This window comes from Staphylococcus sp. EG-SA-17, assembly GCF_017151845.1.
In the GTDB taxonomy this organism is placed as follows: Bacteria; Bacillota; Bacilli; order Staphylococcales; family Staphylococcaceae; genus Staphylococcus; species Staphylococcus aureus.
Genome location: NZ_JACVZO010000018.1, coordinates 28349 through 50856, shown reverse-complemented (window position 1 = coordinate 50856; position 22508 = coordinate 28349). Strand labels below are relative to the sequence as shown.

Annotated in this window: 19 protein-coding genes, 2 tRNA genes and 3 pseudogenes; 6 read left to right on the top strand and 18 right to left on the bottom strand. The window is 33.5% G+C overall.

Going from position 1 to position 22508, the window contains the following annotated elements; genetic code table 11:
- Positions 1 to 184, top strand: a pseudogene (locus IDG65_RS09330) (IS5/IS1182 family transposase); the annotation flags it as partial.
- Here IDG65_RS09330 and IDG65_RS09325 read toward each other — a convergent pair.
- Positions 175 to 417, bottom strand: a pseudogene (locus IDG65_RS09325) (type I restriction enzyme endonuclease domain-containing protein); the annotation flags it as partial. The pseudogenes IDG65_RS09330 and IDG65_RS09325 overlap by 10 nt on opposite strands.
- Entirely contained in the window at positions 407 to 1393 is a 987-nt protein-coding gene (locus IDG65_RS09320) for a beta-lactam sensor/signal transducer MecR1 (protein WP_001549960.1), read from the bottom strand. The gene IDG65_RS09320 and the pseudogene IDG65_RS09325, both read right to left, overlap by 11 nt.
- 96 nt (positions 1394 to 1489) lie before the next feature.
- Here IDG65_RS09320 and mecA point away from each other — a divergent pair, with 96 nt between their 5' ends.
- Entirely contained in the window at positions 1490 to 3499 is a 2010-nt protein-coding gene (gene mecA, locus IDG65_RS09315) for a PBP2a family beta-lactam-resistant peptidoglycan transpeptidase MecA (protein WP_063852655.1), read from the top strand.
- 45 nt (positions 3500 to 3544) lie between these two features.
- Here the strand turns inward: mecA and IDG65_RS09310 are convergent, their stop codons facing one another.
- The 3 genes from IDG65_RS09310 to IDG65_RS09300 all read right to left on the bottom strand — a co-directional run bounded on the left by IDG65_RS09310 (position 3545) and on the right by IDG65_RS09300 (position 6079).
- A complete protein-coding gene (locus IDG65_RS09310) occupies positions 3545 to 3973 on the bottom strand; it encodes a MaoC family dehydratase (RefSeq protein ID WP_000872606.1) in 429 nt (142 codons plus the stop codon).
- A gap of 96 nt (positions 3974 to 4069) precedes the next feature.
- Positions 4070 to 4813 (bottom strand): glycerophosphoryl diester phosphodiesterase, encoded by a 744-nt coding sequence (locus IDG65_RS09305; protein WP_000958858.1) that lies wholly within the window; start codon positions 4811 to 4813, stop codon positions 4070 to 4072.
- 876 nt (positions 4814 to 5689) lie between these two features.
- Complete coding sequence (locus tag IDG65_RS09300) at positions 5690 to 6079, bottom strand: hydroxymethylglutaryl-CoA synthase (protein ID WP_020444595.1); 390 nt, start codon at positions 6077 to 6079, stop codon at positions 5690 to 5692.
- A gap of 35 nt (positions 6080 to 6114) precedes the next feature.
- Here IDG65_RS09300 and IDG65_RS09295 point away from each other — a divergent pair, with 35 nt between their 5' ends.
- Positions 6115 to 6789, top strand: coding sequence for an IS6-like element IS257 family transposase (locus tag IDG65_RS09295; protein ID WP_001106057.1), 675 nt, complete (start codon positions 6115 to 6117; stop codon positions 6787 to 6789).
- Between the two features lie 55 nt (positions 6790 to 6844).
- Here IDG65_RS09295 and IDG65_RS09290 read toward each other — a convergent pair.
- The 3 genes and pseudogenes from IDG65_RS09290 to IDG65_RS09280 all read right to left on the bottom strand — a co-directional run.
- Positions 6845 to 7243: pseudogene (locus IDG65_RS09290) on the bottom strand (DegV family protein); the annotation flags it as partial.
- A gap of 9 nt (positions 7244 to 7252) precedes the next feature.
- Positions 7253 to 7738: a trimethoprim-resistant dihydrofolate reductase DfrS1 gene (locus tag IDG65_RS09285; RefSeq protein ID WP_000175735.1), complete on the bottom strand. Its 486-nt coding sequence runs from the start codon at positions 7736 to 7738 to the stop codon at positions 7253 to 7255.
- Positions 7739 to 7779: 41 nt separating this feature from the next.
- Positions 7780 to 8736 carry a thymidylate synthase gene (locus IDG65_RS09280; RefSeq protein WP_000282655.1) on the bottom strand — a complete coding sequence of 319 codons (957 nt, stop codon included), beginning with the start codon at positions 8734 to 8736 and terminating at the stop codon, positions 7780 to 7782.
- A gap of 113 nt (positions 8737 to 8849) precedes the next feature.
- Between IDG65_RS09280 and IDG65_RS09275 the strand changes: the two genes are divergently transcribed.
- The 3 genes from IDG65_RS09275 to IDG65_RS15145 all read left to right on the top strand — a co-directional run bounded on the left by IDG65_RS09275 (position 8850) and on the right by IDG65_RS15145 (position 10259).
- On the top strand, positions 8850 to 9524 hold the full coding sequence (locus IDG65_RS09275; RefSeq protein WP_001106019.1) for an IS6-like element IS257 family transposase: 675 nt from the start codon (positions 8850 to 8852) through the stop codon (positions 9522 to 9524).
- Between the two features lie 131 nt (positions 9525 to 9655).
- Complete coding sequence (locus IDG65_RS09270) at positions 9656 to 9898, top strand: LytTR family DNA-binding domain-containing protein (protein ID WP_001803415.1); 243 nt, start codon at positions 9656 to 9658, stop codon at positions 9896 to 9898.
- Between the two features lie 28 nt (positions 9899 to 9926).
- Positions 9927 to 10259: a DUF3021 domain-containing protein gene (locus tag IDG65_RS15145; RefSeq protein WP_001803416.1), complete on the top strand. Its 333-nt coding sequence runs from the start codon at positions 9927 to 9929 to the stop codon at positions 10257 to 10259.
- Positions 10260 to 10580: 321 nt separating this feature from the next.
- On the opposite strand, the gene rlmH is transcribed toward IDG65_RS15145, so the two are convergent.
- The 10 genes from rlmH to IDG65_RS09215 all read right to left on the bottom strand — a co-directional run bounded on the left by rlmH (position 10581) and on the right by IDG65_RS09215 (position 22310).
- On the bottom strand, positions 10581 to 11060 hold the full coding sequence (rlmH, locus tag IDG65_RS09260) for a 23S rRNA (pseudouridine(1915)-N(3))-methyltransferase RlmH (protein WP_000704775.1): 480 nt from the start codon (positions 11058 to 11060) through the stop codon (positions 10581 to 10583).
- A gap of 367 nt (positions 11061 to 11427) precedes the next feature.
- A complete protein-coding gene (adsA, locus tag IDG65_RS09255) occupies positions 11428 to 13746 on the bottom strand; it encodes an LPXTG-anchored adenosine synthase AdsA (RefSeq protein ID WP_000645763.1) in 2319 nt (772 codons plus the stop codon).
- A 225-nt stretch (positions 13747 to 13971) separates the two neighbouring features.
- On the bottom strand, positions 13972 to 14772 hold the full coding sequence (locus tag IDG65_RS09250; RefSeq protein ID WP_000088649.1) for an MBL fold metallo-hydrolase: 801 nt from the start codon (positions 14770 to 14772) through the stop codon (positions 13972 to 13974).
- 395 nt (positions 14773 to 15167) lie between these two features.
- Positions 15168 to 15956 (bottom strand): two-component system regulatory protein YycI, encoded by a 789-nt coding sequence (locus tag IDG65_RS09245; RefSeq protein WP_001104176.1) that lies wholly within the window; start codon positions 15954 to 15956, stop codon positions 15168 to 15170.
- On the bottom strand, positions 15957 to 17291 hold the full coding sequence (gene yycH / locus IDG65_RS09240; protein WP_001060140.1) for a two-component system activity regulator YycH: 1335 nt from the start codon (positions 17289 to 17291) through the stop codon (positions 15957 to 15959).
- On the bottom strand, positions 17284 to 19110 hold the full coding sequence (gene walK / locus IDG65_RS09235; RefSeq protein WP_000871607.1) for a cell wall metabolism sensor histidine kinase WalK: 1827 nt from the start codon (positions 19108 to 19110) through the stop codon (positions 17284 to 17286). The genes yycH and walK overlap by 8 nt, the downstream gene beginning before the upstream one ends.
- 12 nt (positions 19111 to 19122) lie before the next feature.
- Positions 19123 to 19824, bottom strand: a complete 702-nt coding sequence (gene yycF / locus IDG65_RS09230) for a response regulator YycF (RefSeq protein ID WP_000101976.1) — start codon at positions 19822 to 19824, stop codon at positions 19123 to 19125.
- Between the two features lie 619 nt (positions 19825 to 20443).
- Positions 20444 to 20516: transfer RNA gene (locus IDG65_RS09225), tRNA-Asp, on the bottom strand.
- A 7-nt stretch (positions 20517 to 20523) separates the two neighbouring features.
- Positions 20524 to 20598 (bottom strand) — tRNA-Glu (locus tag IDG65_RS09220).
- Positions 20599 to 21026: 428 nt separating this feature from the next.
- Positions 21027 to 22310: an adenylosuccinate synthase gene (locus tag IDG65_RS09215; RefSeq protein WP_000095328.1), complete on the bottom strand. Its 1284-nt coding sequence runs from the start codon at positions 22308 to 22310 to the stop codon at positions 21027 to 21029.
- Positions 22311 to 22508 lie beyond the last annotated feature (198 nt).

The following is a 22508-nucleotide window of genomic DNA, read 5'->3' as shown; positions in this document are numbered from 1 at the left end:
AAGAGAACTTGGTTTTGTATTAATGGCACTTAATATAAGAAAAGTAGTAGCTCAACGAGCTGAAAATAATCAAAAAATTTATAAAAAAGACAATTTCTATATTATTTCAATAGAAATTGTCTTTTTTCACTTATCCAAGAACTTTATGTCCCGGACTCATTATGATTTATTTTTTTATTGCTGACTTGCCATTAATTCTGCTTGCTCTACAACTTGTTCCACAGCCATTTTTTGAAGATCTGGTGGATAGCCATATTTCTTTAATAGGCGTCTAACTTGAACTCTCATTTTAGCTTTAGCACTGTCTCGTTTAGACCAATCAACACTCATGTTATCCTTAACTGTTTTAGTTAACTCATGTGCAATGGCTCTTAACTCTTTATCGCCCAAAGCTTCTTTAGCTGTTTCATGTGAAGCTCGATATACTACATACAATATACGCAACAATACGCTTGTTTCGATTAGGTTTAGGCATTGAATCATAAAGTGCAATATACTTAACACGTTCTTTAATATTTGAATTAAAACCTAGTAAATATTGTGCTGCCACATTATTTATGTGCTGAGATTTTAAAATAGAGCATTTTAATATCGATTCACCATAACGTATATGTTCATGGCGATTCAAAATTTTTAAAACGTTTCTATCACATACTTTTTCACAGTCATTGTCCATCATTGTTTTACTTATATATAGTGCAGGATTAAACCAGAATATCATTTTAAAAACAACATAAAGCTGGTTGAATATTAAGTCATGACTTTTCACATGTGATAGTTCATGTAGAATAATATATTCAATTTCTTTGTCATTCATGGTTTCGACTACGACAGTTGGTAGTACAATTTGGGATTTCACTAAACCAAATACCATCGGATTATCAATGTTTGAACTATAACTAATTGTTATATGCTTTTTGTAGAACTGCATCTTACTTTGACATACTTTAAGTCGTTCATTAAGATATGACGATTCCAATGACGAACTTTTAATAACATCAATTTGTCGGAATGCCTTAATCATATAAAATAAGCACAACAAACTACCAAATACCCATATCAAAAGAATCATATACGTTATATTTGAGGTCTCAAACTGATTAACATTAATTGCTAAGTCTTTCGTAACAGATGATTGTTGACCATCTAACATATGACTAACCGAAGAAGTCGTGTCAGATACATTTCGATTCATCATATCTTTTGAAAATGTAAAATTCGATATTTTGTAAAATGGTATTAATGGAATTAACGTGGAGACGAGCACTAATAACCAAATCTTATGTGACATAATATTTTGAGTATATTTTATATAGAGCATTCTCACTAAAAAAATTACACATATCGTGAGCAATGAACTGATTATACTTAACATTAAAAAAGATGATAACACCTTCTACACCTCCATATCACAAAAATTATAACATTATTTTGACATAAATACTACATTTGTAATATACTACAAATGTAGTCTTATATAAGGAGTATATTGATGAAAAAGATAAAAATTGTTCCACTTATTTTAATAGTTGTAGTTGTCGGGTTTGGTATATATTTTTATGCTTCAAAAGATAAAGAAATTAATAATACTATTGATGCAATTGAAGATAAAAATTTCAAACAAGTTTATAAAGATAGCAGTTATATTTCTAAAAGCGATAATGGTGAAGTAGAAATGACTGAACGTCCGATAAAAATATATAATAGTTTAGGCGTTAAAGATATAAACATTCAGGATCGTAAAATAAAAAAAGTATCTAAAAATAAAAAACGAGTAGATGCTCAATATAAAATTAAAACAAACTACGGTAACATTGATCGCAACGTTCAATTTAATTTTGTTAAAGAAGATGGTATGTGGAAGTTAGATTGGGATCATAGCGTCATTATTCCAGGAATGCAGAAAGACCAAAGCATACATATTGAAAATTTAAAATCAGAACGTGGTAAAATTTTAGACCGAAACAATGTGGAATTGGCCAATACAGGAACAGCATATGAGATAGGCATCGTTCCAAAGAATGTATCTAAAAAAGATTATAAAGCAATCGCTAAAGAACTAAGTATTTCTGAAGACTATATCAAACAACAAATGGATCAAAATTGGGTACAAGATGATACCTTCGTTCCACTTAAAACCGTTAAAAAAATGGATGAATATTTAAGTGATTTCGCAAAAAAATTTCATCTTACAACTAATGAAACAGAAAGTCGTAACTATCCTCTAGAAAAAGCGACTTCACATCTATTAGGTTATGTTGGTCCCATTAACTCTGAAGAATTAAAACAAAAAGAATATAAAGGCTATAAAGATGATGCAGTTATTGGTAAAAAGGGACTCGAAAAACTTTACGATAAAAAGCTCCAACATGAAGATGGCTATCGTGTCACAATCGTTGACGATAATAGCAATACAATCGCACATACATTAATAGAGAAAAAGAAAAAAGATGGCAAAGATATTCAACTAACTATTGATGCTAAAGTTCAAAAGAGTATTTATAACAACATGAAAAATGATTATGGCTCAGGTACTGCTATCCACCCTCAAACAGGTGAATTATTAGCACTTGTAAGCACACCTTCATATGACGTCTATCCATTTATGTATGGCATGAGTAACGAAGAATATAATAAATTAACCGAAGATAAAAAAGAACCTCTGCTCAACAAGTTCCAGATTACAACTTCACCAGGTTCAACTCAAAAAATATTAACAGCAATGATTGGGTTAAATAACAAAACATTAGACGATAAAACAAGTTATAAAATCGATGGTAAAGGTTGGCAAAAAGATAAATCTTGGGGTGGTTACAACGTTACAAGATATGAAGTGGTAAATGGTAATATCGACTTAAAACAAGCAATAGAATCATCAGATAACATTTTCTTTGCTAGAGTAGCACTCGAATTAGGCAGTAAGAAATTTGAAAAAGGCATGAAAAAACTAGGTGTTGGTGAAGATATACCAAGTGATTATCCATTTTATAATGCTCAAATTTCAAACAAAAATTTAGATAATGAAATATTATTAGCTGATTCAGGTTACGGACAAGGTGAAATACTGATTAACCCAGTACAGATCCTTTCAATCTATAGCGCATTAGAAAATAATGGCAATATTAACGCACCTCACTTATTAAAAGACACGAAAAACAAAGTTTGGAAGAAAAATATTATTTCCAAAGAAAATATCAATCTATTAACTGATGGTATGCAACAAGTCGTAAATAAAACACATAAAGAAGATATTTATAGATCTTATGCAAACTTAATTGGCAAATCCGGTACTGCAGAACTCAAAATGAAACAAGGAGAAACTGGCAGACAAATTGGGTGGTTTATATCATATGATAAAGATAATCCAAACATGATGATGGCTATTAATGTTAAAGATGTACAAGATAAAGGAATGGCTAGCTACAATGCCAAAATCTCAGGTAAAGTGTATGATGAGCTATATGAGAACGGTAATAAAAAATACGATATAGATGAATAACAAAACAGTGAAGCAATCCGTAACGATGGTTGCTTCACTGTTTTATTATGAATTATTAATAAGTGCTGTTACTTCTCCCTTAAATACAATTTCTTCATTTTCATTGTATGTTGAAAGTGACACTGTAACGAGTCCATTTTCTTTTTTTATGGATTTCTTATTTGTAATTTCAGCGATAACGTACAATGTATTACCTGGGTATACAGGTTTAATAAATTTAACGTTATTCATTTGTGTTCCTGCTACAACTTCTTCTCCGTATTTACCTTCTTCTACCCATAATTTAAATGATATTGAAAGTGTATGCATGCCAGATGCAATGATACCTTTAAATCTACTTTGTTCTGCTTTTTCTTTATCTATATGCATATATTGAGGATCAAAAGTTGTTGCAAATTGGATAATTTCTTCTTCTGTAATATGAAGGCTTTTTGTTTTGAATGTTTCTCCTACTATAAAATCATCGTATTTCATATATGTCTCTCTTTCTTATTCAAATTAATTTTTTAGTATGTAACATGTTAAAGGTAAGTCTACCGTCACTGAAACGTAAGACTCACCTCTAACTTTCTATTGAGACAAATGCACCATTTTATCTGCATTGTCTGTAAAGATACCATCAACTCCCCAATTAGCAAGTTGGTTTGCACGTGCTGGTTTGTTTACAGTCCATACGTTCAATTCATAACCCGCTTCTTTTACCATTTTTACTTTTGCTTTAGTAAGTTTGGCATCTTCAGTGTTTACTATTTTAGCATTACAGTAATCTAAAAGTGTTCTCCAGTCTTCACGAAACGAAGTTGTATGGAATATAACTGCTCTGTTATATTGTGGCATGATTTCTTCTGCAAGTTTAACAAGCACAACATTAAAGCTTGAAATGAGCACTTCTTGATTCTGATTTAAGTTTGTTAATTGTTCTTCCACTTGCTTAACCATACTTTTAGAAAGTGCTAGTCCATTCGGTCCAGTAATACCTTTTAATTCTACATTTAAATTCATATTATATTCATTTGCTATTTTTACTACATCATCGAAAGTTGGCAAATGTTCATCTTTGAATTTTTCACCAAACCAAGATCCTGCAGAAGCATCTTTAATTTCATCATAATTCAATTCAGTTATTTCCCCGGACATATTTGTAGTCCGTTCTAAATAATCATCATGAATGATAATCAGTTGTTCATCTTTTGTAATTGCAACATCTAACTCCAACCAGTTTATACCTTCTACTTCTGAAGCAGCTTTAAATGATGCAATTGTATTTTCCGGAGCTTTACTAGGTAATCCTCTATGTCCATATACAGTTAGCATATTACCTCTCCTTGCATTTTTATTTTTTTAATTAACGTAACTGTATTATCACATTAATCGCACTTTTATTTCCATTAAAAAGAGATGAATATCATAAATAAAGAAGTCGATAGATTCGTATTGATTATGGAGTTAATCTACGTCTCATCTCATTTTTAAAAAATCATTTATGTCCCAAGCTCCATTTTGTAATCAAGTCTAGTTTTTCTGTACCCCTTATCTGCAATTTTACTTAGGATTGCTTTTAACTTACCCCTTATCAGCAATTTTACTGAGAACTGCTTTTAACGCACCTCTTATCTGCAATTTTGCCTAGAACTGCTTTTAACGTACCTCTTATCTGCAATTTTACTGAGAACTGCTTTTAACTTACCCCTTATCAGCAATTTTGCATGGAATTGCTTTTAACGTACCTCTTATCTGCAATTTTACTTAGAACTGCTTTTAACAAACCTCTTATCTGCAATTTTACTTAGAACTGCTTTTAACGTACCTCTTATCTGTAATTTTACTGAGAACTGCTTTTAACAAACCTCTTATCTGCAATTTTACTTAGAACTGCTTTTAACAAACCTCTTATCTGCAATTTTACTTAGAATTGCTTTTACTATTCCTCTTATTAGTATAATCTCAGTAAGAATGCGTATAAAAATGAAAATTACAACCGATTTTGTAAGTGCTGACGCCTGAGGGAATAGTATGTGCGAGAGACTAATGGCTCGAGCCATACCCCTAGGCAAGCATGCACGTACAAAATCGTAAGATAAAAAAATAAGCATATCACTGTAAACTTTAAAAAATCAGTTTAGTGATATGCTTATTTATTTCGAGTTAGGATTTATGTCCCAAGCTCATCAAGCACAATCGGCCACTAGTTTATTTCTCTATCTTATATGTTCTGATATGGTCTTCTATACTGTATAAGTATACTTTTGAATATGGATCTTGTGTCAATTCACGTTCGAAATCAAATTCTTGATTATCAAATCTGTTAAAGAATGTTTCGTATTCTTCGACTGATAATTGCTCTCTAGATTCTAGCATATTTAAGTGTTTCTCTTTATCTAATGCTTTGTCATATCCTTTAACGATTGAACCACTAAAGATTTCTCCTACTGCTCCTGAACCATAACTAAATAGACATACTTTCTCTTCTGGTTGGAATGTGTGGTTCTGTAATAACGAAATTAAACTTAAGTATAATGATCCTGTATAAATGTTACCAACATCTCTATTCCATAATACGGTTCTGTTGCAAAGTTGAATTTATAGTATAATTTTAACAAAAAGGAGTCTTCTGTATGAACTATTTCAGATATAAACAATTTAACAAGGATGTTATCACTGTAGCCGTTGGCTACTATCTAAGATATACATTGAGTTATCGTGATATATCTGAAATATTAAGGGAACGTGGTGTAAACGTTCATCATTCAACGGTCTACCGTTGGGTTCAAGAATATGCCCCAATTTTGTATCAAATTTGGAAGAAAAAGCATAAAAAAGCTTATTACAAATGGCGTATTGATGAGACGTACATCAAAATAAAAGGAAAATGGAGCTATTTATATCGTGCCATTGATGCAGAGGGACATACATTAGATATTTGGTTGCGTAAGCAACGAGATAATCATTCAGCATATGCGTTTATCAAACGTCTCATTAAACAATTTGGTAAACCTCAAAAGGTAATTACAGATCAGGCACCTTCAACGAAGGTAGCAATGGCTAAAGTAATTAAAGCTTTTAAACTTAAACCTGACTGTCATTGTACATCGAAATATCTGAATAACCTCATTGAGCAAGATCACCGTCATATTAAAGTAAGAAAGACAAGGTATCAAAGTATCAATACAGCAAAGAATACTTTAAAAGGTATTGAATGTATTTACGCTCTATATAAAAAGAACCGCAGGTCTCTTCAGATCTACGGATTTTCGCCATGCCACGAAATTAGCATCATGCTAGCAAGTTAAGCGAACACTGACATGATAAATTAGTGGTTAGCTATATTTTTTTACTTTGCAACAGAACCAATTCAACAATTTGCTTAATTTGATAACCTAACCCAAACGAAATAGATTTAGAATCAATCACTGTAATATTACCATCTACCATATGGCTCGCTTGAACAGCAGTATTATAAGTACCACTTAAGCCTGACGAAAGATGAATACTTATAATTTCAACGTCATCTTGAGCTAATTGCTCATATGTTTCAATAAATCGACCAATAGGTGGTTGACTTGTTTTGACGTCTGCATCATTTTCAATATGATCGATATACTCACTTGAAGAGATATCAACTTGATCAGTGTAAGATTTCCCGTCGATTGTCAGGCTTAATGGTATAACATGAATGTTATGTTGTTTTAAATATTCATGTGATAAATCAGAGGTTGAATCCGTGACGATAATTTGTTTAGCCATAATTGCCTCCTATTTCCCTTTTCTACGCACTAAATGTAAGAATGTATGCGGTATAGTATTTTTTTCATCTAGTTGACCTTCTACTGAAGATTCGACTTCCCAGTTTTCGAATGTGTATGGTGGAAAGAATGTGTCTCCTTGAAACTTTCCATCTATTACTGTGATATACATATCATCTACCTGGTCAATCATTGCTTCGTATAACGTTTGTCCTCCAAATATAAAAACATGACCAGATAACTCTTTAATTTCATCAAGAGAGTTTATAACATCTACCCCTTCATGGTGAAATGAAGCTTGGTTAGTGAGTACGACGTTACGTCTATTTGGCAATGGCTTCCCTATAGAATTAAAAGTTTTCCGTGCCATTACAAGTGTATTCCCAGTGGTCAGTTGTTTAATATGCTTTAAATCATTTGGTAAGTGCCAAGGTAATTGATTTTGGTACCCAATGACTCTTTGTTTATCGTGAGCGACAATTATTGATAATGTCATGGTATACCTCCTTTCTGTATGCGAAATATTAATGCATCTTTTTATACCGCAATAGGTGCTTTAATAGCAGGGTGTGATTCATAATTTATCAATTCTAAATCTTCATAATTAATATCAAAAATTGATTTATCTGTATTAATTTTTAATTGAGGTGGTAGATAACTATCTCTTGATAATTGTGTATGTATTGCATCCATATGATTGGAATAAATATGTGCATCTCCAAATGTATGAATGAATTCACCCACCTCAAGTCCACATTCTTTTGCAACAAGATGTGTCAGTAAAGCATAACTTGCAATATTGAAAGGAACACCTAAAAATATATCAGCACTTCTTTGATATAATTGACAATTTAATTTACCCTCTTGTACGTAAAATTGAAACATTGTGTGGCAAGGTGGTAATGCCATTGAATCGATTTCAGTAGGATTCCATGCTGAAACAATGTGACGTCGAGAGTTTGGATTGGTTTTAATTTGTTGTATAACTGATTTTAATTGATCGTAATGATTTCCATTTTTATCTTCCCAATCTCTCCATTGTTTACCATAAACATTCCCTAAGTTGCCATATTTTTTAGCAAATGCATCATCGTTTAGAATACGTTCTTTAAATTTTTTCATTTCTTCTTTATACTGCTCGTTAAATTCAGGGTCTTGCTGGGAACGATGTCCAAAATCTGTCATGTCTGGTCCATGATAATCATCAGACTGAACATAATTTTCAAATGCCCATTCATTCCATATATTGTTATTATATTTAAGTAGGTATTGAATGTTTGTATCTCCTTTAATAAACCATAATAATTCAGTTGCTACTAATTTAAAAGAAACCTTTTTGGTTGTAAGTAAAGGAAACCCTTTGGTTAAATCGAAACGCAATTGATGCCCAAATTTGGAAATTGTCCCGGTATGTGTGCGATCATCGCGTCTATTCCCTATTTCTAATATCTCTTCGCATAAGCCATGATAAGCTTCGTCGAATGGATTATACATGCGTACAACTCCTTATAAAAATATGTACTATATTAATAAACATTATACTAGAAAAGAGGTTCTGTTGCAAAGTTGAATTTATAGTATAATTTTAACAAAAAGGAGTCTTCTGTATGAACTATTTCAGATATAAACAATTTAACAAGGATGTTATCACTGTAGCCGTTGGCTACTATCTAAGATATGCATTGAGTTATCGTGATATATCTGAAATATTAAGGGGACGTGGTGTAAACGTTCATCATTCAACGGTCTACCGTTGGGTTCAAGAATATGCCCCAATTTTATATCAAATTTGGAAGAAAAAGCATAAAAAAGCTTATTACAAATGGCGTATTGATGAGACGTACATCAAAATAAAAGGAAAATGGAGCTATTTATATCGTGCCATTGATGCAGAGGGACATACATTAGATATTTGGTTGCGTAAGCAACGAGATAATCATTCAGCATATGCGTTTATCAAACGTCTCATTAAACAATTTGGTAAACCTCAAAAGGTAATTACAGATCAGGCACCTTCAACGAAGGTAGCAATGGCTAAAGTAATTAAAGCTTTTAAACTTAAACCTGACTGTCATTGTACATCGAAATATCTGAATAACCTCATTGAGCAAGATCACCGTCATATTAAAGTAAGAAAGACAAGGTATCAAAGTATCAATACAGCAAAGAATACTTTAAAAGGTATTGAATGTATTTACGCTCTATATAAAAAGAACCGCAGGTCTCTTCAGATCTACGGATTTTCGCCATGCCACGAAATTAGCATCATGCTAGCAAGTTAAGCGAACACTGACATGATAAATTAGTGGTTAGCTATATTTTTTTACTTTGCAACAGAACCATCATGTTTACCCAATTGATCTAGAACAAATTGCACAGTTCATAGTAGAAGATAAACAGGTATGCGATAACAATGAATAATAAAGCTTTAAAACTTTATCAGCGACTTTACCAAATTGAAGAGCTTGTCGGTTCAATATTCGTGCGTATTTCAAAATCAGAAATTATCAATCTAAATTACATTGATCACTTGAAGTTAGAAACAAATGGAATGGTCCATCTCACTATGAAAAAATTATTCCACGCTGTTCAAAAAGGTGCGTTCACTGGTCTTATGATTTCTGTCATTACTTCACTTATTTTTTTCAAGGGATAAATATGTACCACTATATCCAGATTCTTTTATGGGTAAAATTTATTATGAAAACTTTAATGAAGCGGTTATTATGCTAATATGTGTAGCACTATGGGCATTGATTGGAATTTTGTTTACTTATGGTAATTTGATATTTACAGATACCGATTGGAGTATAACAAAACAGACTGTAGTTCACTTTATATTGATGATAATCCTATTCTTCCCACTCGCTATTCTAGCAGGTTGGTTCCATCTGAACTTTGAGAATATTATTAGTTTCATCATAATATTTATTGTAGTGTATATCACGATGTGGTTTGGGACATATCAAAGAAATAAAAAGATAATTCATGAGGCAAATAATAAATTAGGTCATTAATATAAGGAAGTCTTAACTTTTAAGACTACTAATAATCTTAATATTCGATTGAAAACTAATTATTGTAAGGTGGAAGGTATGAATAATTATTTCATATCTTCTTTTTAATATTAAAATATAATACTAAATTAATAATCATATTCTTTCATTAATAAGCTATATATAACTATCCCGCCTATTTATTTAATTATTAATAAACCTTACAGATAAAAACCGCTACTAAAGAGGATATGGAAATCCATCTCTACTTTATTGTTTTCTTCAAATATTATCTCGTAATTTACCTTGTTCATTAAACAAAAAACTGGATAAAAAACCGCATCATTTGTGGTACGCTTCTCCACGCATAATCTTAAATGCTCTATACACTTGCTCAATTAACACAACCCGCATCATTTGATGTGGGAATGTCATTTTGCTGAATGATAGTGCGTAGTTACTACGTTGTAAGACGTCCTTGTGCAGGCCGTTTGATCCGCCAATGACGAATACAAAGTCGCTTTGCCCTTGGGTCATGCGTTGGTTCAATTCTTGGGCCAATCCTTCGGAAGATAGCATCTTTCCTTGTATTTCTAATGTAATGACTGTTGATTGTGGTTTGATTTTGGCTAGTATTCGTTGGCCTTCTTTTTCTTTTACTTGCTCAATTTCTTTGTCGCTCATATTTTCTGGTGCTTTTTCGTCTGGAACTTCTATGATGTCTATCTTGGTGTATGGGCCTAAACGTTTTTCATATTCTGCTATGGCTTGCTTCCAATATTTCTCTTTTAGTTTCCCTACAGCTAAAATGGTGATTTTCATGTCGTTTGGTCCTCCAAATTGTTATCAACTTTCCAGTTATCCACAAGTTATTAACTTGTTCACACTGTTCCCTCTTATTATACCAAGTTTTTTTACAGTTTTTGATATTTTCCTGACATTTATGCCCGGTTTTTAGTGTATAACCTGTGTATTTGTGGATAACTCTGTGGGCATTGTGGGTATTTCTCTTTAAATTGTACACAATTCTGGATAACTATCCCCATTTCTGTGGATAAATACCTTGATGTCTTATTACTTATCCCCGTTTTTATTTCCCATATTTATCAACGGTTATAGCTTTTTTCCATAAAAAAACACTACCGTACCTCTTATTTAAGAAATACAGTAGTATTGTTTTCAATATATTTTAGCTAGCTTTTCTACGTCGTACAGTTGCGATTAAACCTATACCTGCTACTAATACAAATATCGCTGCTGGGCTTGAACTTTGATTAGTTCCAGTTTTTGGTAACTGTTTCTCATGCCCGCTACCTTTAGACGCTGACATTTTAGTCAATTGTTTCCCACTCTTACTTGATACAGCAGTTCCTTCTAATGCGCAATCAGAACCTTCTGCACCGCTACTAACAGTTCCTCTATGCGTTGGTAACAACACAACTTTACCTGTCGCTGGTTGTTTCGCTGGATTCATCACTTTGTCTTTACCAATTGGTTGTGTATCTTTACCAGACTCACTACCTTTGCTACCTTGTTGTCCTTTAGCTGGTTGTTCACTTACTGCTGGTTTACCTAATAACATACGTTGTGGTTCTGTCGTATCATACTTAGCTAAGTTAGCTGTTTTTAAATAACTTGCTAGTACTTGATCTAATGAAATACCTTCTTCTCTAGGGCCACCGAACATACTATATCCGTCGCCACCTGATGCTGTGAAGTCATTCATCGTTACGTGATATACACGTTTTAAATCAATATTTTCAAACTTACCTGTCTCTTTATTTAAAATTTGAATAGCGTTAATTCGTTTGCCAGATGGTTTATTCATATCATAGTAAACACGGATTGAATCAGAGATATGTAGTAAACCACCATTCGCTGTTAACACTGTCTTACCATCTTTTTGTGTTGTTGGTGCGCCTAAACTATGTTCGAAAGCAGTCCAGACGTCTGAACCTTTTACATCAATTTGCGCAATCGTATTTCCAAATGGTAATACTGAGATTAAATCATAGCGTGTCACCTTACCTTTGGCGATAGAGGCGCGAATACCTCCACCATTTGTCACGGCAAAGTCAGTCTTTTTAGAGAAATTCTTAACGCCATATGCTTCCATAGCATCTGTAATCGCGTTTCCTAAATTTGTTTCACGCGTTCTAACGTCATCTCTTTCTCCTTTGAAATCAATGGTATTGTTTGGAATAATTACCTCTGCAGTTTGTGCTCTAAATGTTTGATCAGCTTGATTAATTTGTTCAGCTAATGCTTTGTTCGGTGTTACATTTTCAACGTCTTTAACATTAATCAATGACGGTTTAATATTTGATACCTCTCCATTGCGGTAATTAAATGTAACCTTACCGATATTCGCAAGTGCTGTACCTGTTTGTGCTAATGCATCATTGTTATAAATTTGACCATTTTGAAGTACGGTATGTGAATGACCATCAATGACTGTAATACGTTTCTTCAATTGTGGATTTTGACTTAATTGTTTCACTAAGTAATCGCCACGCCATGTTTCTTGTGTTGAAGGATCAATACCTAAATGTGATATAACAACAAATGTATCTACGTCTTTATAAATACGCATCATTTCCGCTGTCACACTTTGTAATGGATCTCTAAATTCAACACCTTTAATGCCTTCAGGTCTTGTTTTCGTCTTTGTTTCTGGTGTCGTTACGCCAATAATTCCATAACGAATACCATTTTTCGTTACAATCGTTGAAGGCTTAAATGCGCGTTTTCCATCTTTATAAACGTTAGTACTTAACATCGGGAAGTCTAACATACCCTCTAACTTTTTCAACTGGTCGTATCCAAAGTCAAATTCGTGGTTACCCACTGCCATAGCATCATAACCTACTGCATTCATCGCTTTAGCCATTTCTTCACCTTTAGACTGGTTTGAAAGTGGTAAACCTTGGAAAGCGTCTCCTGCGTCTAAAATTAAATCAGGCTTTTCTTGTTCTTTTACTGTTTTTAATTTAGCCATACCTATGACACGCCCTTTTTCTTCGGCTAGTCGGCCATGGATATCATTTGTATGTAATATTTTATGTGTTGTTGTTTGTGGTGCATTAGCAGCAAACATTCGTGGTGAAAGTGATGCTGTTTTAGCATTTGATAATTTGAATGTTGCTGATTGAGTTGGTTTTTGTGTTGAGGCTTGTTGTGCATCTACATCGTGCGTTTCGTTTACTGTTGTTGAAACTGCTGTAGATGGTTTGTTAGATGGTGCGTTGGATGTTACTTTGTTGTTTGTATCATCAGCTGTTCCCTGTGCTGATGCTGATACGTTGGTTGCCGCTTCTTCACCAGATTGATGAGCCGCTTCCTTTGTTGGCAGTACTAGTTGCCTATCTGTTGTTGCTTTGTCTATCGTTGTTACTGCATGTGCTTTCATTGGTGTATGTTGCTCAGCCGCGCTCGAGACTTGCCATAATCCCATTGCACTAAAAAGCAAAACGAGCCATACGCTTGTTTTAAGTAATAAAGCTTTCATTTCGTTCCCTCCATTAACTGTCATACACCAATATATTATCATAATCCTTATATTAAAATGATTGATTTTATGTAAATTATTTATAAATTACATTTAATATCGAATTATTTTTCACATTTCAACTAGAACCTTAATTTCAACAACAGCCATTTCCCACCAACAACATAAAAAAGCACCCGATAAAGTCGTCTCACAGCAGTGCCGAACTTTATAGGGTACTCTCATTTATATTGTATATATTGGCGTTGGAATAGCTTTATCCGTATCACATAGCAATACTTCTTTTTCCGTATCAATATCGTGTTCGTTCAATACTTGACCAACACTCATACGCGCCAAATCTTTCATATTATTATCTTGTGATAAATGCGATAAGTAAATACGTTTCGTGTTACCTGTAATCACGTCTGTCATCGCATGACCCGCATCCTCATTAGATACATGACCCATATCGCCTAAAATACGTTGTTTCGTCTTCCATGGATAACGACACATTCTCAACATATCGACGTCATGATTACTCTCAAAAATAAACGCATCGCTGCCACGTATCATACCTTTCATACGATCAGACACGTATCCCGTATCCGTTAAAATCGTAAACTTCTTATAGTTATTATGGAAAATATAAAATTGTGGATCTATCGCATCATGTGACACGTTAAACGATTCAACATCGAAACCTGCAATAGATTTTGTTTCATAAGGATTAAAAATGAATTTCTGATCCATAGGGATGCGACTATCTTTCTTTTCAATTGCCTGCCAAGTCTTTTCATTCGCATAAATTGGCAATTGATATTTACGCGCCAAAACACCTAATCCTTTAATATGATCAATATGTTCATGGGTTACTAAAATACCATTTAAATCTTGAATATTACGGTCAATTTGACTAAACAATTCTTCCATTTTCTTGCCAGTCAAACCAACATCAACTAATAGACTACCTTTTTCATTTTCTACAAAAGTGGCGTTACCTGTACTACCACTTGCTAATACACTCATGCGTATCAAGCGGCTCATCCTTTCTATTTAAGCAGTCAATCTCTCTATATGACTACAATATACATCAGTACAAATATACGATTTTCCCTACAGAAACTATCAGTATATTAGCTGTTTTGTATACCTTTCCTATTATGTAACTTTAGTTCATCGACCGGTTTCTTATATTTAAATTTTGATAATCACGTGCAATGAATTTCTTAATTATTATAACAATGATTAGACAAATACTAAAGTTTTTAAAATAGCAGTTACACTAATTTTACAATGCGGTACTACTTAAAATATGAATAAATGCGCACGTTGGAGACACAGAAATGTCGCCTGTCAGCCATAATAAACCGTACCAGCAAAAAGCTAGCACTGCTTCTCACATATGATGAGCTTGCAATGCTAGCTTATTACGATTCATATTAATGATTAATAATTTTAGGGTTATTATTTGTCGCTTCGACATAGTAAGTATTCGTTTTGTCCTTACCGTCATGCTTCACTTTAATTTCCCAGTTTGGTTGTAACAATTGAACATTCGTTTCATTCACGACTGAATAGTAACCAAGTCTAGCATTAATGACTTCATCACCTTTTTTCAAGTAACGATTATAATATAATGCCTCGATTGCTTTTCTCACACTAATCACTTGATGCTTCTTATCTGCACCATCTGTGGGCTTAATGTCATCCATCATTGATTGTTTATAACTAGTCGCTTTGTTATCTTCTATTTTAAAGTTCAACATCGCTTTGCTGTTATTTAAAATCGGAAAATCATCATACGTTTGTTCATATTTTACAGAATCTGAACTAATCTCGCTTAATTGATATTCAGCACCTTTAAATACGCGCTTGTTAACGTAATCTTTTAAATCTTTTAAGTTATTATCACTAACTTTTACCGATTGGCTGATGTTCGCATTTAATAATTTTCCACTATCTGATGTGGATAAATCAGAATCACCTTTAGCTTTTGAACTAAAGTCTTTTGATCGTCCCGTAATTTGTTCTAATTGTATGCCTTTAACAGATTTATTTAAAATACTGGCTGGCACCCTAATTTCTTCTTGCTGAAAATTAACTTCATTGTTACTCTCGACTTCATTAATGTGTGAGCGATTGACTTTATTAACATAAATCGATACTAACACGATGTTGACAAGAATAAACACGAAAATGAAAAGTGTCTTTGTCAGTTTCCAGTTCATTTATTCAAGCCTCCCATCGTTATAAACATACCATTCGCCATCATATTCTACATACCAACGCGGTACGAGTTCACTGTTAATCTGCACTTCAATGTGATTATGATCTGAGTTATCCTGCATTTCGTAACCGATAGCGATGTTTGTTACTTTTTCAAAATTAATATCACTATTGTTCGCTAAGCTTGAACGTACAGACTCTAATTTCGGCAACGTTTTATTATCTTCACTGTTTAAAACAACGTCGGTGCGTAATAACGAACGACGATAATCAAAGACGCCTTTTTCACCCCAAGTGACTTGAATTTGATTAGAGCCTTCTTTATTAAACGTTGGATAACCGTTAAGGAAACGTTGATATGTTAACTCGCCTGACTGATTATTCGTACTAAACAATCTGAAGTCTTCGTTTAAGAAACCACCATGACCATTAATAAAATCAAAGGTTCCTGGAATCGTTTCTTCCATTTTGCTGGAACTTGCTTCATCTTCGGACAAGTTTTTATAATGATATTTTTCATTTTTATCGTTATAGTTTGCGACACCTGTATTATTGTTGTAGGTTGTAACACCACTCTTTGAACTACGAACGATGGTTGAATCGTCAAATAGTATAGCATTCATTTTCTCAACACTAATCGTGTTAAATACCATGCGATATGTTTTTAACTTTTCAGGTTTACTTGGTGCAAAAACATGCGTCGTACGATCAATTGTATCTTTGTTTGTGATGATATCTGTGTATGGTTGCATGTCTTTTTTCACTGCTGCTAATGCATCTAAAAAATGATCATTTTTCGTTGTAGTTGTTAATTTTACGTAATCGTGGCGATCTTTGCTTATAGCATAAAGCACGATATTATCATCAGCATCATGATCTATGACCAAACGATTGAAATTGAAATGATTTGGTACTTTCGCATTCATGTTCAGTACTTGGCCAAGATATGTTGATAACGGTAAATCATACGTAAAATCGAATAATGTAAAATCACTGCTCAAATCAGGAATCATCAAGTTATGATCACGACGAACATGTTCCACGGACTTCACTTCTTTATTTTTTAAAGGTTTCGTCAGCTTATTCACATTAGAAACCGTCGCAATCGTACCTTCTGGATGATCATTTTTCGAATGAATAATCTGAAATGGCGTAATAGTTGTATCCATTTTGGCTGTCATAGGTGTCGTTAAAGGTTTCGTTTCACTCTTCTTACTATCTGTATTGTCGACATTTGCAATATCAGGAGAAAAGTTCCATACCATATATGTCAATACGACACTCATCAAGACAAGTAGCGCTAAAATGACAGATTTAATATGCTCCTTATTATTCATCCCAATCACCGTCTTCAATGACTTCACATGGAAGTGTGATAAAGATAGATGTACCTTGACCTTCTACACTGTTTGCCCAAATACGACCATTGTGCGCTTCCACAATCTCTTTCGAAATGGCTAGTCCTAATCCAGTACCACCCATTTTACGCGTACGTGCCTTATCTACACGATAGAATCGGTCGAATATCTTATCGACTTTATTGATAGGAATACCGATGCCATTATCTTTAATACGAATCGTCATTCGATTATAAAGTGGATTTTGTTTCACGTGGAACTCGACACGTTTATCGCCTCTAGAATATTTCATCGCATTTGTAATGACATTATCAAATACTTGCGTCATTTTATCAGGATCAAATTCTGTGAAAATCGTCTTTTTCGGAATATCTCGAATAAATGTTGTATCTTTCGCAGACATTTCATGTCGATTAATAATTTTATTAATGAACATGTTAAAGTCGATAATTTCTTTGTTGATTTGATCAGACTCATTATCCATTTTAGATAACTGTAGCAAGTCATTGACCAGTCGAATCATTCGTTCTGTTTCTTCACGGGTAACAGATAAAAATTGTGGCGCAAGTTCCTCATCTTTCCATGCACCTTCTTCAAGTGCTTCAATGTAACTATTCATAGAAGTTAAAGGTGTACGTAACTCATGTGATACATTAGCAACAAATTCACGACGCTCACGTTCAACTTGTTGTTGTTCAGTAACGTCATGTAACACAGCGATATAACCAGTTACAAATCCTGTTTCCTGCACAATCGTACTAAAGTTAACACGTGCGATTAGACCTTCTTCTTCATTTAAATCTAATAAGAAACTATCATTATTCTCTTGAATTTCTTCCAGTTTAAATTCATCTTCAAGACTTAATACACTTAACATGTAATATCCGATGATGTCTTCTTTTGCCATACCAAGCATCTTAAGTGCCATATCATTGACGATACGAATACGTCCACGACGGTCTGTTGCAATAATACCATCACTCATATGGGTGATAACTGAGTCCAGTCTACGTTTCTCACTTTCAGTATTAGCCTGCGCTTCTTGTACACGTTTAGACAAGTTATTAAATGCTAAAGCTAATTCGCCAATTTCATCATTACCATAAATCTTCACACGTTGCGTATAGTTACCTCTGGACATTTCGACCGTCTGGTTACGCATATCGGTGATTGGTTTGGTAATCGTTCGCGCTATAAAGAATCCTAGGATGACTGTGATTAATAATGAAATAGCTGTACCAACAATGAATATTTGATTTATATTATTTAATTGGTTATAAACGTCATTAATTTTTGATTCGATATAAATATTACCAATTACCTTTTTATCGACTTTAACGGGGATATTATATACCCAGACACGGTCCTTACCACCGCCATAATCTTTTAAAATTAAATGATCGTTTGATTGTCCTAGTGATAGTGCTTTTTGGACAGAACTATCATTCGCTTTTTGATTGATTAGACTACGGTTAGACTGCTTCGTCGTCGCAATAATAATTTGGTCTTTATCTATAAAACGAATTTCTCCAATTTCTTGACGGTTGGCATACTCACTTAATAAATTTTGAATATCTTTTTGTGCATTTACGGAGCCCTTTTCGTCATATACTTTTTCAATACTAATTTCTAATTGTTTAGCGTACTGCGTAATATTCTTCTTAAAATTATCAAGCAGCTCTTTTTCAAGATTATTTGTAAAATACAGCCCGATAATTTGCATACCAATGATAATCAGTAATACATAAACAATTACAAGTTTAGTATGAAGGGATTGTAGTTGTTTTAGCCACTTCATTCGTTTCGACCTCTACTCATGTTGTTGGAGGAAATATCCAACGCCTCTACGCGTCACAATGTATTCAGGATGTGACGGATCATCTTCAATCTTTTCACGTAAACGACGAATCGTTACATCGACCGTACGTACATCGCCAAAGTAATCATAGCCCCATACTGTTTGTAATAAATGTTCACGTGTCATTACTTGTCCCATATGTTTTGATAAATAATGGAACAATTCAAATTCACGATGTGTTAATTCAATATCTTCGCCACGTTTTTTAATAGAATATGCGTCTGGATAAATCACAATATCTTTAATTGTGATTTCATTCGTCACGTTCCCAGTGTCTTGCGCTGGTTGTGAGTAATGACGGCGTAAATTCGCTTTCACACGTGCAATTAATTCACGTGTACTAAACGGTTTTGTTACATAGTCATCTGCACCTAGTTCTAAACCAAGCACTTTATCAATTTCTGAGTCTTTAGCAGTTAGCATAATAATTGGCATTTCGTATTTTTTGCGCACTTCGCGACATACTTCCATACCATCACGACCAGGTAACATGATATCTAATAATACGATGTCTGGTTCTTCTTCATAAATTAAGTCGACTGCATCATTACCATCGTATGCACAGTAAACATCGTATCCTTCTTTTTTTAAGTTAAATTCTAAAATATCAGCAATCGGTTTTTCATCATCAACTACAACAACTTTTCTAGCCATTTGCATAAACCTCTTTTCTTAAATCATTAATATTATTTTATCATTTTTTGTTCTTTATCGTTTATGTTTGTGTAAAAAATCACAGGATGTCGCTTACTATTTTTGTTATTGTGCGCATTTTCCATCTTATAACGTATAGTAACCTATTATATAATTTACCATTTATAAGCTATTAATTCTATTTTCCAATATAAACTTATATATTAATATTTTTTATTAGTTTCTCACGGCGGATTGTGACAATGATATTTAACACAATGATGAGGTCTCTATTCCAATAATAAAATTAGGGTAATGGCAACTTCTAGTTGCACGTCATTGCTCAGAAAATAAATATCATTATTCATTATTCGTTACTTTAACAATTGATGTTATGGAGGATTGGTGGCATATCACAACGAAGAAATATGTTGACAGTAGCATATGTTTGTACGTCTAATTAAGATTTTATTGGCTACGTTTATCTTTCATATCCAACCACTAAGTTACTTGAGGTTCATACATTATAAAGAAAATGGACGAACAGATAAATCAATATGATTATCATTCGTCCATATATCTTTTATTAATATAATATTAAACGCAAAAAAATGCCTATCCTCTTGGATAGGCATTTGTACGGTCTCGACGGGAATCGAACCCGCGATCTCCTGCGTGACAGGCAGGCGTGTTAACCGCTACACTACGAGACCTAAAAAATGGTGACTCCTACGGGACTCGAACCCGTGTTACCGCCGTGAAAGGGCGGTGTCTTAACCGCTTGACCAAGGAGCCGTTCTTAAGCACAAGATAGATTATAGCACAGCCAATCTTGCCATGACAAGATATTTTTTACATAATTTTGCTATTATTTTTTGAAGAATGTTATAAGTGAAAAATTGCATTTTATTGGCTGTCTATTTATTATAATAATTACGCTATTTTTGAAATTTTTCTATTTTAGGTGCTTTCATTTACACTTACGTCTACTCTATTTTAATAGCTATTTTCGACATCAGACTTATTACATTCAAGTATTTCTTCTTAATTTCGTTAAATATCATCTAATCTTTTAAATTATGACTAGCAAATATCACCTTTACGTTAGTAATTTTTATCTAAATAATCGAATCGATACAGAAGCAAACATAACAAAAGCCTCCTACCATTAAAGATAGAAGGCTCATGTATTTATAATCATTGTGTATGACTTATATAAAGTTCTACCACAATTCTTTTAATAGGTTTGTTTGTTCTCTATCTGGACCAACTGAGAAGATAGAAATTTGTACATTACATAATTCTGAAATACGCTCTAAATATTTACGTGCATTTTCAGGTAATTCTTCTAAAGTACGCACACTTGTTACGTCTTCTGTCCAACCTGGTAACTCTTCAAAGATTGGTTTACAACGTTTTAATTGATCTAAGTTTGCTGGGTACTCAGTAATTTCTTTACCGTCTAATTCATAAGCTGTACAGATTTTCACTGTGTCTAGGCCTGTTAAAACATCGATTGAGTTAATAGATAAATCTGTAATACCACTTACACGACGAGAGTGACGTAATACAACTGAATCAAACCAACCTACACGACGTGGACGTCCTGTTGTTGTACCGTATTCACGACCAACCTCTCTAATATGATGTCCATCTTCATCGAATAATTCAGTAGGGAATGGACCATCACCAACACGTGATGTATAAGCTTTACATACACCAATTACCTTCGAAACGAATGTAGGACCTACACCTGTACCAACAGTAACGTTACCTGCAATTGGATTACTTGATGTAACGAATGGATATGTACCATGGTCGATATCTAACATTACACCTTGCGCACCTTCGAAAAGTACCTTTTCATCTGCTACAAATGCATCGTCTAAGATTTTTGATGTGTCTGTTACAAATTCTTTTAAACGTTGACCTGCAGCATAATATTCTTCAAAGATATCATCAAATGATGGACATGTTTCGTTAAACATACCTTTGAAATATGCTTGTTTATATTCAATGTTTGATTTTAATAATCTTTCGAATGTTTCTTTTTCAAGTAAATCTGCCATACGAATACCGATACGTTGAACTTTATCTACATATGCTGGACCGATACCTTTTTTAGTTGTACCAATCTTATTATCACCACGTAAACGTTCTTCATATTCATCTTGTGCTAAGTGATATGGTAGAATCACTTGCGCACGATTAGATATACGTAAATTACTTGTAGGAATGCCACGTTCATTTAATCCGTCTAATTCTTTCAATAGTGCAACTGGATCAACAACGACTCCGTTACCGATTACCGCTAATTTGTCTTTGTAAAAGATACCAGATGGTACTAAATGTAATTTATATGTTTCTCCGCCAAATTGAATGGTATGGCCTGCATTATTACCACCTGAAAAACGCGCGATAACATCTGACTGTTCTGCCAAGAAATCCGTTATTTTTCCTTTTCCTTCGTCTCCCCATTGTGTCCCAACTACTACGATTGATGACATGTGAGCACCTCCAAGTTTTTCTCATTTAACCATTTGATATTCTACCAATATCGAGACCATAATGCAAATAAAAATCGAACATTGATTTTCGGCCTTTTTTAAAAGAAAACCATTTTAACAAATCGTCTTCAACGTCCTAAAAACCCTTTAACAGAGGCGTTGCCAGTACTAATTCATCACTTTCAATACACAAACTTA

Coding starts and splice junctions, on each gene's coding strand:
- IDG65_RS09310 (WP_000872606.1), bottom strand. CDS start 3,973: ATGAAATACGATGATTTTATAGTAGGAGAAACATTCAAAACAAAAAGC.
- IDG65_RS09305 (WP_000958858.1), bottom strand. CDS start 4,813: ATGCTAACTGTATATGGACATAGAGGATTACCTAGTAAAGCTCCGGAA.
- IDG65_RS09295 (WP_001106057.1), top strand. CDS start 6,115: ATGAACTATTTCAGATATAAACAATTTAACAAGGATGTTATCACTGTA.
- IDG65_RS09285 (WP_000175735.1), bottom strand. CDS start 7,738: ATGACATTATCAATAATTGTCGCTCACGATAAACAAAGAGTCATTGGG.
- IDG65_RS09280 (WP_000282655.1), bottom strand. CDS start 8,736: ATGTATAATCCATTCGACGAAGCTTATCATGGCTTATGCGAAGAGATA.
- IDG65_RS09275 (WP_001106019.1), top strand. CDS start 8,850: ATGAACTATTTCAGATATAAACAATTTAACAAGGATGTTATCACTGTA.
- IDG65_RS09270 (WP_001803415.1), top strand. CDS start 9,656: ATGAATAATAAAGCTTTAAAACTTTATCAGCGACTTTACCAAATTGAA.
- IDG65_RS15145 (WP_001803416.1), top strand. CDS start 9,927: ATGGGTAAAATTTATTATGAAAACTTTAATGAAGCGGTTATTATGCTA.
- rlmH (WP_000704775.1), bottom strand. CDS start 11,060: ATGAAAATCACCATTTTAGCTGTAGGGAAACTAAAAGAGAAATATTGG.
- adsA (WP_000645763.1), bottom strand. CDS start 13,746: ATGAAAGCTTTATTACTTAAAACAAGCGTATGGCTCGTTTTGCTTTTT.
- IDG65_RS09250 (WP_000088649.1), bottom strand. CDS start 14,772: ATGAGCCGCTTGATACGCATGAGTGTATTAGCAAGTGGTAGTACAGGT.
- IDG65_RS09245 (WP_001104176.1), bottom strand. CDS start 15,956: ATGAACTGGAAACTGACAAAGACACTTTTCATTTTCGTGTTTATTCTT.
- yycH (WP_001060140.1), bottom strand. CDS start 17,291: ATGAATAATAAGGAGCATATTAAATCTGTCATTTTAGCGCTACTTGTC.
- walK (WP_000871607.1), bottom strand. CDS start 19,110: ATGAAGTGGCTAAAACAACTACAATCCCTTCATACTAAACTTGTAATT.
- yycF (WP_000101976.1), bottom strand. CDS start 19,824: ATGGCTAGAAAAGTTGTTGTAGTTGATGATGAAAAACCGATTGCTGAT.
- IDG65_RS09215 (WP_000095328.1), bottom strand. CDS start 22,310: ATGTCATCAATCGTAGTAGTTGGGACACAATGGGGAGACGAAGGAAAA.